We start from the raw sequence: 11,102 nt of genomic DNA on the forward strand, positions 1-11,102 counted from the left end.
TATCACGATAACTCAATGCATATCTTAGATAGTAACCAACGGCTACGGTGATAACATCCTTGTTAAATAGTTTATATCTGAAATAGTTCATACAAAAGACTCCTTTTTATTAAAATTATACTATAAATTCAACTTTGCAACAGAACCGTGAATATCATATTGGTGAACCTTTAAAATAATTACTGAGTATTCATAGCCAGATTTGATTGGAACAAAAGATTTTAATACTATTGAAATTAAATAAGCCAGTAAGTGTATTTATACAAATGCACTTACTGGCTGTTTTAAGCGTAGTGTCCTACTCCTAATACTGTTTATATTATTCAAAAGCTTTGAATAATTCCTCACTAGAATTATTCCACATCTCTTCATTATGAGATTTTAAAAAGTCTGCTAAAACTTTTTTATTTTCCTCACCAATGTGGTCAATGATAATTTTATGTTTCATAGATTTATCCATCATATTAACATGTTCAGGCATACTTTTATAACCACGTCGTATACTTTTGTTAACTAATAAATAACATGCAGTAACACCAGCATAATATGGGCCACTCTCACTACGTTCAGTAGTCACCCAGCAAAGCCAATATTCTTTAGCTTCTTCGCCTTCAACTTCCGATTTGTCATTTATCCATTTAACACCTTTTTCAACTTGAGCACGTGCATGCATACCACCTATATCTATAAACGCCTCTTTATTCGCAACATCTATAAATACTGGTGCAATATTATCTAAACTAATTGAGCCTATATTCGTCCCTTTATGTCCATCAAGCGGGTCATTCTTGATAATATTAAATTTAAAACCTTTGTTCTCAGACACACATTACACCTCCGAAAAACTTGAATTCATAATCTCTATATTATGCGTTATATATTAAAGTTTCAATGGCTTAATTCAATTCATTAAGTAGATTAATAATAGAACCCTTAGTTTGTGGATTCTCAATATTAAGAATCATTTCTTTAGGATAGTATAATTTATAATCTTCACGATTAATACCTGTAATACTTGAAATAACGAGTGATTGACTACTAATTTCTCTAATACTACCATTGCGTCTTAATAAATGTATTGGTTGTCTATTAGAACCAGGTCGATCATAATCATATGGTAAATCAGAGAAAGCCTCACTAACAAAATAATAGTTCGGATCAATATTACCTTCTATGAACAACTCTTGTAGCTCAGTAATAGTAATAATTGAACCATCAAATGGAATATATTTAAATAAGTCTCTATTTATAAAACGACGTGCTAAATCACTGAGAATTGCATCATCTTCTTGTATCCATTTCTTCAAATAATAAAGTACGACGACTTCATCTAAATCAACGTATTGCTCAATTGTAACCTTCTCTTCAAAAAAAGGAACAAAATCTTCTGGGTACATCTTAAAATGGTACCCCTCATTGTACAATTGTTTAACACGTTTCAAACAATTATTTAACAATACTTCTCCGCCTCTACTAACCGGATGAAAGTATATTTGCCAATACATTTGATAGCGACTCATTATAAAGTTCTCAACGGCATGCATTCCACTCTCTTTAATAAGAACTTCATCTTTAGATGGTCTCATTAAACGTAAAATACGTTCCATATCAAATGTGCCATAAGAGACGCCCGTAAAATAAGCATCTCTTTGTAAATAGTCCATTCGATCAGCATCAATTTGCGATGAAATCATAGAAATTACAAGTTTATTTTGATGCGTTTTGTTAATTACTTCTGCAACTTCTTTAGGAAAAGTACTCGATACGCGACTTAAAACTTCATTAACTTCAGTAGGTCCAGTAATAATTGCTTGCGTAAAGGCTTCATGGTCTGTATTGAATATCTTTTCAAAACTATGTGAAAATGGACCATGACCTAAATCATGTAATAATGCTGCACATAATGCCAATGGTCTATCTTCATTGTTCCAAGCATCTCGTCCCACAAATGATTCGTCAATCATACGTCGCACGATTTCATATACACCTAAAGAATGGCCAAAACGACTATGCTCTGCAGTATGAAAAGAAAGATATAATGTGCCTAGTTGTTTAATACGACGTAAACGTTGAAACTCTTTTGTCTTAATAAGATCCCAAATAAGTTGATCTTTGACGTGAATATATTTATGAATAGGGTCTTTGAATACCTTCTCTTCAGCTAATTTCTGTTCAACATAAGGTGTTTGCGTCAAATAAATCCTTCCTCTCATTACAGTATAGTCATAGCGTTTATATACTTCTCTTCATTAAAGCCAAATCCATTTGTTCTCCATACATTTCTGGTTGATAAGAACGTACGATTTCAAAATCATTATTTTGATAGTATTGAATTGCATCTTTATTTTTATTATCAACTTCTAAAAATACTGCATCATATTTACCGTCAAATTGTTCTAATCCTTTCTTAAGTAGACTAGAACCATAACCTTTATGTTGAGATTCTGGATGTACATAATGCGCAGACAAATACAATTCTTTACCATAAATGAAATTAGCAAAGCCAATAATTTCATCATTATCTTCGGCTACTAAAAATAGTTGTTCTTCTAAACGTTTCTTTAAATGTTGCTCATTATAAGAAGCAGCTAATAACTCATTTATTGTTGATGCTGCATAAATATTTAAATATGTGTTATACCATGCCTTAGTAGCAACATCTCTAATTGCTACGACGTCATTTGGTGTAGCTTCTCTGACTTTAAACATACTTGATTCTCCTGACTTTACTATGGAATTAATAATGAAATTATATCACAGTACTTATACAATCGCTTAATATAGAATATTTATCGGCGTAGTTTAATATACTTTTGAATTAGGCTTACGTTAATGTTTCATTCCATTCTTTAGCTCTTTCTAGTGCAAACATATCTTTCGAAATATCACCTGGACGTTCAGCGGTACCAATTATATATCCATTAAGTTCAGCACCAATAAAATCTAATGTATATTTCATTTGAGTAATGCCTGGCTTAGCTTTCACTTTAGGGCAGTCTCCACCAACTAAAATAAGTCGAAAATCTTTCTTTGCCATTTTTTCTTTAAAGTCCTTGTAGTTGTTGTCTATTAAAGTTTCAGACCAATGATCGATAAATGCCTTTAAAGATGCAGAAACACTATACCAATACACCGGTGATGCAAATATGACCGTATCACTTTCTAAAACTTGATCAATGACCTGTTTATAATCATCGTTATAGCTTGTAATATCTCTATTCTCGTGACGAAAGTCTCTTACAGGATTGAATTGATAATCGGTTAAGTCAATCCATTTATAATCTAATCCCTCAACTGCTAACTTAGTAAGTTGTGCTGTATTCCCCTCTGGACGACTTCCTCCAAATAAAACTGTAATCATTTTTATCACTCTCTCTTAATTTATATTAAAAAAACTATTTCCTTTTTCATTGTTAACAACATAAAAACTTCATACTTACTTAATATTTTACATATTTGCCTAGTACCCTTATTTCACGTAATATATGTGTATTTTTTAAAATAAAAAAAGAATCATTACTATTTATTTCAGTTATAAAAAACTCTTACACACATATAAACGGTGTAAGAGCATCAATTACTTTATTTAATTTTACCTTAACTTATTTTATTCAATCGGAAATAATTCATCAATTTTGTTCAGTTCATCATCTGTTAATTGAATATTTGCCGCTTCAATATTTTGCACAACTTGTTCAGCACGTTTCGCACCAGGAATCACCACATCTAACGCTGGACGCGTTAAGTAGAATGCTAGAACCACATTAGCAATAGATGTGTTATGAGTTTCCGCAATGCCTTGTAATTGTTTCACTCGTCGAACATTATCATTAAATACTTCCGGTTGGAAATCACGGCGAGGTGCACGATGATCATCAAACGTTTGATTTTCCTCATACTTACCAGCTAAGATGCCTGATGCTAATGGGAAGTATGGTATAAATGTAATATTATTTTCAGCTGCATATTTCATGACTTCTTCATTTTCTCGATGTAATAAGTTGTACTCTAATTGCACTACATCGACATAACCATCTTTATTCGCTTCCTTAAGTTGTTCTAATGAGAAGTTAGACACGCCAATTGCTTTAATCTTGCCTTCATCTTTAAGTTCTTTTAATGCAGCAACTGCTTTATCTTTTGGAGTATTTTCATCCGGAAAATGAATGTAGTATAAATCAATATAATCTACTTGAAGGCGTTTCAAGCTATTCTCAACTTGCTGTTTTAAATAATCTGGATCATTATTTTGTACGACTTCATCATTTTCTTTAATAACATGTGAACCTTTCGTGGCAATTTGAACTTGTTCACGAGGATACTCTTGAACTACTTGGCCAACTAATTCTTCAGAACGTTCAGGTCCATAAATATAAGCTGTATCTAGTAACGTAATACCGTTGTCAATTGCTTTACGTACAACATCTTTTCCCTGTTCTTCATCTAAATTTGGGTATAAATTGTGACCACCTACTGCGTTTGTACCTAATGCAATTGGAAATACGTGAACATCTGATTTACCTAATTGTACTAAATCTGCCATCTATAATCGCTCCTTTATTCTATATAACTACTTATAGTTTACCCATTTTTTATTATGACATTCATATTGACTTTTGATGAGTAATGTATTTTAATGTAACTAATCAAGTTACATTAAAGGCGGTATATTATGAATTTAGAATTCAACATTGCAGTACACGTGCTAAGCTTTCTTACTAAGCATTCCGAAGAACAATTCAATAGCCAGGATTTAGCAGAACTTACCTGTCTTAATCCTGTGCAACTAAGGCGCGTCACCACTACACTTAACAATCAACAATATATAGATTCAATTCGTGGAAAAGGTGGTGGCTATCGAGCTAATGCGCACACTCCAATCATCACCTTAGATACACTGTATCAACTTTTCGTGTTAGATAAATTACCAACACAACGTATTTTTACTGGTAGCGAAGAAAGCCATTGTACAATCTCTAGAAATATCGCAACCACTATGAATAAATACAAAGAGCAAGAAACTGCACTAGCGCTCAACTTTTATCGTAACTTGACAATTAACGACGTAATTAAAGATACATTTCAGGAGGACACATTAAATGACACATTTTAATTTATTAGTTATTGGTTTCGGTAAAGCAGGAAAAACACTTGCCAAGTACGTGGCATCACAAGGTCAACACGTCGCTTTAGTAGAACAATCCTCAGACAACTTTGGAGGCACATGCATAAACCACGGCTGTATACCCTCTAAAGTACTCGTACATGATGGGATTGACAGCATCGATTTTGACACTGCCTTTTCAAGAAAAAAAGACGTAGTCAGCGCACTAAATAAGAAAAACTATAATAACTTAGCAAATGATACAAACATTGAAGTATTCAATTACAAAGCGCAATTCAAATCTAATACTGAAGTTAATCTACTAGATGAGGATGGTGCTATTGTACATACTTTAACTGCGGATAGCATTGTTATTAATACAGGCGCAAAATCGAATATTCCATCTATCCCGGGTATCGAAAGTGCTAAACATTTATTTGATTCACAAGGTTTATTGAATATTTCATATCAACCTAAGCATTTAGTAATCATCGGTGGTGGCTATATCGCCCTAGAATTTGCTTCAATGTTTGCTAATTTCGGCTCAAAAGTAACAGTTATAGAACGCGGCGAACATATCATGCCACGTGAAGATCAAGATGTGGTTGCACATGCAATTAAAGATTTAGAGGACAAAGGGATTACCTTTGTCACAAATGCAGAAACGCTAGAATTTAAAAATAAAAACAACCAAACGACAATTGTAACTTCTAAAGGCAATTTCTCAGCTGACGCTGTATTGATAGCTACAGGTCGTATACCTAATACTGATTTAGCGCTTGAACAAACTGATGTTGAACTTGGTGAACGTGGTGAAATCAAAGTGAATGAGCATCTTCAAACTTCAGTCGAACATATTTATGCTGTTGGAGATGTCAAAGGCGGACTACAATTCACGTATATCTCTCTGGACGACTTTAGAATTCTAAAATCTACACTATATGGTGACCAATCGCGTACTACACTTAACCGTGGTACAATTCCTTACACTGTCTTTATTGACCCACCATTTTCTCGAGTAGGTTTAACAGCGAAAGAATCTCAATCTCAAGGCTATAATTATATTGAAAATACATTACTTGTCGCTCAAATTCCGAGACATAAGATTAATAATGACGCTCGCGGCATTTTCAAAGTTATTATCGATAAAGATACTGATTTGATTTTAGGTGCTACACTTTATGGCAAAGAATCAGAAGAAATTATTAATTTAATTAAGTTAGCAATTGATCAACATATACCTTACCAAGTTCTAAGGGATACTATTTATACCCACCCAACTATAGTAGAATCCTTTAATGATTTGTTTAATATTTAAAAATTTTTTATTTACTAAAATACTGTCATACTAGTACTTCAAGAGATATAAATCCAACTTATCAATATTTTTAAAAATAAAAAGCTTTACTTATTAATAAATAACAGTTATAGTTAATCTAACGTAATAAAAGCTCGTGAATTTAAATGTAGTGTGTTTGTCTAGAATACTCTCTTTTTTATAAATGAATTTGTTACAAATATTCGTGCAAAAGCACATGGAGGTATTCTATATGAATAACGGTACAGTAAAATGGTTTAACGCAGAAAAAGGTTTTGGTTTCATCGAAAGAGAAGACGGAAGTGACGTATTCGTACACTTCAGCGGTATCGCTGGTGAAGGTTACAAAACTTTAGAAGAAGGTCAAAAAGTTGACTTCGATATTACTGAAGGTCAACGTGGCGAACAAGCAACTAACGTTGTTGTAATGTCATAGGATTAGACCTAATTAAGCGCTTAGAAGATAAATGTCTTCTAAGTGCTTTTTTTATTACAATAAAAAAGCTACGACAATATTCAGATTAGAATACACTCATAGCTTAAGTTTATAATATAACTTAATTCCTCTATTTTATCGCCTTACGTTTAGCTAATTTCTCTTTTAGCTTTCGATCTTGTTCTTCTTTACGGCGTTTACGTTCCTCATTACGCTTTCTTAGTCGTTCTTCTTCTTCCGGATCTCTTGGTTTTTTTAGCTGAGCTGTGACTTTTTCTAACAATTCGTCTTCAGTAAGCGCAGCAAGTGGTCGATTATTGACGAAGGCAAAGGTTTTTCGACGTCCAGGGCCACAATAAGATTGACAGCCGATTTCAATTTCTGCTTCTGGATCTAATTTTTCTAATTTTCTTTTCAAAGTTTTGATATTTACCGCCTGACATTCATCACATATTAAAAATTTATTTTTCACCTTGCCACCTACCTTTCTATATTGTCGTTTCTATCCTAAATATTGAAGCATATTAATACGAATCAATGAATTTAACTCTAATTATTTTACTCCTTTTACAAGAAAATTCAAGCCTATCATTAAAAGTCATTCTCAGCCGTAACAAAAAAAGAGCAAGACACTGATTCAACATTTGAATTTCGTCCTACTCATTTATTAGTTTATATTATTATTGTCCATGATAAATTTTAAATTTCAACGGTTTAATACCATGTGATGACCATTCATTATAAATACGATTTTTATCAATGCGATTATCAATAATGGCGATACCGCAATCGCCACCGCCAGCACCTGATGTCTTGGCAGCAGCACCATAACGTTCTCCAATATCACATAACATTTTTAAATTTTCAGTTTCAATGTCGACTGTCGCTTCATTATCCATTTGTTGAATAATCATACGATTTTGTCGAATCATTTTCTGAACACCTTTAATATTATTTGTTTTAAACGCATAGATAAGATTTTCAACACATGTATGAGATTGATCAAGGAATCTTCCATAAAAAGAAGGATCTGATTTTAAGCGTTTCACTTCACTTACTAAATGAGGTGATGAAGCAGGCGAACCTGTCCAACCGATTAAGACTTCCATATTTTCTGGGGCCTGTAAAGGTTCAATATGAAGACCCGGCCAATTTTTTTCTAATACTTCATTAACTGATGTTTCTTCCATCTGTTGTTTGACCCAATCGTGATCGAAAGTACTATAAGCTAGCCAGCCACTATATACACTTACAGCTATATCACCACATGAGCTTAAACTTTGTAATCGCATATTAGAAATGACTGCAAGTTTATAAATATATAGGTTAGATAATTGCATATCGTAAAACTCATTTAATGCTTTGACGACTGACACTAAAACTGCCGCACTAGAACCAAGCCCATATTTATTACCTGAAGCATCATCTAAATTACTATCGATTTCTAAATGAAAATGCTTCAATTTGACGTTGCAACTTCTCACATATTGTTCGAAAACTTCAATTGCAGTTACAACATACTTTAATTGACTAGCAGCATTAGCATCGGAGATATCAATTTTATCTTCATTGCGATTAAACGTTACAGGTTCATAATGTAATGTCTTGGAATGAATCGTACCTGTTACTGCATTAGAAGCTTCAATTGAAGCTGTAACAAATCGATCGACCGCAATTAAGACAGACTTATATCCTGGCTCAGTCACTGCATATTCACCTGCTACATAAAGCTTTCCTGGTGCTTTCACCTGAATCATTATATCTCTTCCTTACTTAATTATTTCGACTCCTGATTGGGTAATGTCACTTGTGATGATTTGTGATTGATCAAATTCTTGTAAGAATTTATTTACTATAGCTTGTTGATTTTTCTTTTCAATCAATACTTTAACGTTAGGTCCCGCGTCCATTGTAAAGTAGCAAGGTAACCCCGCTTCTCTACATTCATGAACGATACGCATAGCATTATAACTTTCTGGTACTAAATATGTAAATGGAGGTTGTGCTCCCAAATTAGTTGCATGCATGCGTAAACCATTAGCTTCAATAACTTCACCCATACGCTTGAAATCTTTTTGAGCAATGGCTTCTTTAGTCTCTTTCAAATCTGGTTCAACGTTATCTAACCAATATTGATAAAAACGTGACGTATCACGTGTAAGTGACATACCTGAACGACTGGATACCTTTTTAGATTTGTTATTGATAACAACAAAAATCATAGCAAGTTCATTTTCCCAGCCATCCGCTTCAACACGGTGTGCAAACGAAGATTCATCGTCATGTCCCTTTTCCCATTCAGCAAATCCACCATAAATACTACGAGATGCTGAACCAGATCCACGACGCGCTAAACGTGAAAGATCTTTATCAGACAAACCTAATTGTAGAGCTTCATTACACGCACCAGCTAATGCAGCATATGCACTTGCTGACGAAGCTAATCCTGCAGCTGTTGGAACAAAATTCTCACTTTCAATAAGCGCATGTTCTGAAATCCCAGCTTCTTTACGAATCATTTCCATATAACGTTGAATCTTAGCGCTTTCCTTAGCGTTTACAGCTTCCCCGTTAAGAATCAACTGATCTTCTGTTAATGTTTCATCAAATGTTACACGCGTTTCAGTGTAAAAACGGTCTAGTGTAACTGACAAACTGTTATTCATTGGTATGATTAATGACTCATCGGCTTTACCCCAATATTTAATCAGTGCAATATTCGTATGTGCGCGTGCTTTACCACTCTTTTTCAATGGTTTATCCTCCTAACTTCTCAATCCATGTATGTTGTGCACCAGCTTTTTCAACTGCAGCGACAATATTCTTAGCTGTTTGCAATTCTTTAGCTAAGATAAGCATACTACCACCACGGCCACCACCTGTTAGTTTGCCAGCAACTGACCCATTCTCTTCTCCTAAGCGAAGAAACATTTCTATTTTGTCATGACTCACAGTCAATGTTCTCAAGTCATCTTGACATTGATTAAAGATTGTAGCTAATTGATCAAAACTATGATGCTCAATCGCTTCACTTGCTGAATACACTAAAGAACCAATATGTTCAACAACTTGCATATAATTCTTATCATTATCGCACAATTGATGCACATCTTCGACTGCTTGTTTAGTAGAACCTTTAACACCTGTATCGATAACTACCATATAACCATCTAAATCTAAGGTCTTTAATATTTCAACTTCGCCCTTTTGATACCAAACAGGTTGATTCGTAACGATAGTCTTAGTATCTATACCGCTTGGTTTACCGTGAGCTATACGTTCTGCCCAGTCTGCATTTTCTAATAATTCTTTATCAGTTAGTGGTAAACCTAAATAATCATAGCTTGCTCTTATGAAAGCGACAGCAACGGCTGCACTTGATCCTAAACCTCTAGATGGTGGTAAATTTGCTTGAATTTTAATTAATAATGGCTCTTCTACCTTTTTATTCTCTACGAAATGTCCAATTAAAGATTTCAAATGTTCTGGCGCATCATAAAGTGGTCCATCATAGACATCACTTTGTATCGCTGAGTAATTACCTTTTTCCAAACTTTCGATTAAGACTTTTACCTTTCCTGAAGTAAACGGAATCGCAATTGCAGGTTCACCAAATGTTACCGCATGCTCCCCGATTAATATTATTTTGCCGTTAGACTCCCCATAGCCACGTTGTACCATGATATCTCACCTTTAATATTCTTTCTGAAAAATTATTTTCGAGGTCAGTGGATATACTTACCATGCATATATCCTAAATCTTTCAACTCTATAAATGCCTATGTCAATTTATTTTTAAATTACCGACCTTTTATCGTAGTGTGTACGCAAATTAACTTTATTATTGCATGTCATAGTCTATCCCCATTTTTTGCAACCTTCTTCGACTTAAATAAAAGATAGACTCAGTTAATTTAACTTTAAAACTCAAAAATATTTATACCCTAAAATTAAAATCCCTAACATACTGCCATGTTAGTCTTTTAATTAAGATGGCCTTAGTTCTTGATTAATTTCCACCATCAAAATATTAAAATGATACACAATCTACATCGTTTTGATATTAATCCACCTAAACTATATTACTATAAAAAGTAATAGGAATATAGCAATTTATAATAAATTTGATATATAATTCCACCAAAATTTACATTATCCCAAATGAAAAGGGAGTAGAACAGAAATAATATTTTCTCAGAATTTATTTCTCTGTAACCCCAGCTTGCTTAGCTTGTAGAATTTCT

At 33.5% G+C, this 11,102-nt stretch carries 12 protein-coding genes and 1 pseudogene; 3 read left to right on the forward strand and 10 right to left on the reverse strand.

Going from position 1 to position 11,102, the window contains the following annotated elements; translation table 11 throughout:
- From HMPREF2715_RS11800 to HMPREF2715_RS01690, 6 genes and pseudogenes are all read right to left on the reverse strand, one after another.
- A pseudogene (locus HMPREF2715_RS11800) lies at positions 1-91 on the reverse strand (IS6 family transposase); the annotation flags it as partial.
- 228 nt (positions 92-319) lie between these two features.
- Complete coding sequence (locus HMPREF2715_RS01670; RefSeq protein WP_011276582.1) at positions 320-826, reverse strand: YwhD family protein; 507 nt, start codon at positions 824-826, stop codon at positions 320-322.
- A gap of 70 nt (positions 827-896) precedes the next feature.
- Positions 897-2,213, reverse strand: a complete 1,317-nt coding sequence (locus HMPREF2715_RS01675; protein WP_172592541.1) for an HD domain-containing protein — start codon at positions 2,211-2,213, stop codon at positions 897-899.
- Positions 2,214-2,232: 19 nt separating this feature from the next.
- Positions 2,233-2,709, reverse strand: a complete 477-nt coding sequence (locus tag HMPREF2715_RS01680) for a GNAT family N-acetyltransferase (protein ID WP_037552452.1) — start codon at positions 2,707-2,709, stop codon at positions 2,233-2,235.
- 115 nt (positions 2,710-2,824) lie between these two features.
- Entirely contained in the window at positions 2,825-3,361 is a 537-nt protein-coding gene (locus HMPREF2715_RS01685) for a flavodoxin family protein (protein ID WP_011276585.1), read from the reverse strand.
- Positions 3,362-3,607: 246 nt separating this feature from the next.
- Positions 3,608-4,543 carry an aldo/keto reductase gene (locus tag HMPREF2715_RS01690; protein ID WP_070839220.1) on the reverse strand — a complete coding sequence of 312 codons (936 nt, stop codon included), beginning with the start codon at positions 4,541-4,543 and terminating at the stop codon, positions 3,608-3,610.
- Positions 4,544-4,672: 129 nt separating this feature from the next.
- Here HMPREF2715_RS01690 and hypR point away from each other — a divergent pair, with 129 nt between their 5' ends.
- The 3 genes from hypR (at position 4,673) to HMPREF2715_RS01705 (ending at position 6,858) form a co-directional block, all read left to right on the forward strand.
- A complete protein-coding gene (gene hypR / locus HMPREF2715_RS01695) occupies positions 4,673-5,113 on the forward strand; it encodes a redox-sensitive transcriptional regulator HypR (RefSeq protein WP_070839223.1) in 441 nt (146 codons plus the stop codon).
- On the forward strand, positions 5,100-6,422 hold the full coding sequence (merA, locus tag HMPREF2715_RS01700; RefSeq protein ID WP_070839225.1) for a hypothiocyanous acid reductase MerA: 1,323 nt from the start codon (positions 5,100-5,102) through the stop codon (positions 6,420-6,422). The genes hypR and merA overlap by 14 nt, the downstream gene beginning before the upstream one ends.
- Positions 6,423-6,654: 232 nt before the next feature.
- A complete protein-coding gene (locus HMPREF2715_RS01705) occupies positions 6,655-6,858 on the forward strand; it encodes a cold-shock protein (RefSeq protein ID WP_049426256.1) in 204 nt (67 codons plus the stop codon).
- 130 nt (positions 6,859-6,988) lie between these two features.
- Here the strand turns inward: HMPREF2715_RS01705 and HMPREF2715_RS01710 are convergent, their stop codons facing one another.
- The 4 genes from HMPREF2715_RS01710 to mvk all read right to left on the reverse strand — a co-directional run bounded on the left by HMPREF2715_RS01710 (position 6,989) and on the right by mvk (position 10,539).
- Positions 6,989-7,330, reverse strand: coding sequence for a YuzB family protein (locus tag HMPREF2715_RS01710; RefSeq protein WP_011276654.1), 342 nt, complete (start codon positions 7,328-7,330; stop codon positions 6,989-6,991).
- A 208-nt stretch (positions 7,331-7,538) separates the two neighbouring features.
- Positions 7,539-8,615 carry a phosphomevalonate kinase gene (locus HMPREF2715_RS01715; protein ID WP_037571202.1) on the reverse strand — a complete coding sequence of 359 codons (1,077 nt, stop codon included), beginning with the start codon at positions 8,613-8,615 and terminating at the stop codon, positions 7,539-7,541.
- 12 nt (positions 8,616-8,627) lie between these two features.
- Entirely contained in the window at positions 8,628-9,611 is a 984-nt protein-coding gene (gene mvaD, locus HMPREF2715_RS01720) for a diphosphomevalonate decarboxylase (protein ID WP_070839227.1), read from the reverse strand.
- A gap of 4 nt (positions 9,612-9,615) precedes the next feature.
- Positions 9,616-10,539: a mevalonate kinase gene (gene mvk / locus HMPREF2715_RS01725; protein WP_037537381.1), complete on the reverse strand. Its 924-nt coding sequence runs from the start codon at positions 10,537-10,539 to the stop codon at positions 9,616-9,618.
- Positions 10,540-11,102: the final 563 nt, after the last annotated feature.

The sequence above is a fragment of the Staphylococcus sp. HMSC062A01 genome (genome assembly GCF_001836805.1).
In the GTDB taxonomy this organism is placed as follows: domain Bacteria; phylum Bacillota; class Bacilli; order Staphylococcales; family Staphylococcaceae; genus Staphylococcus; species Staphylococcus haemolyticus.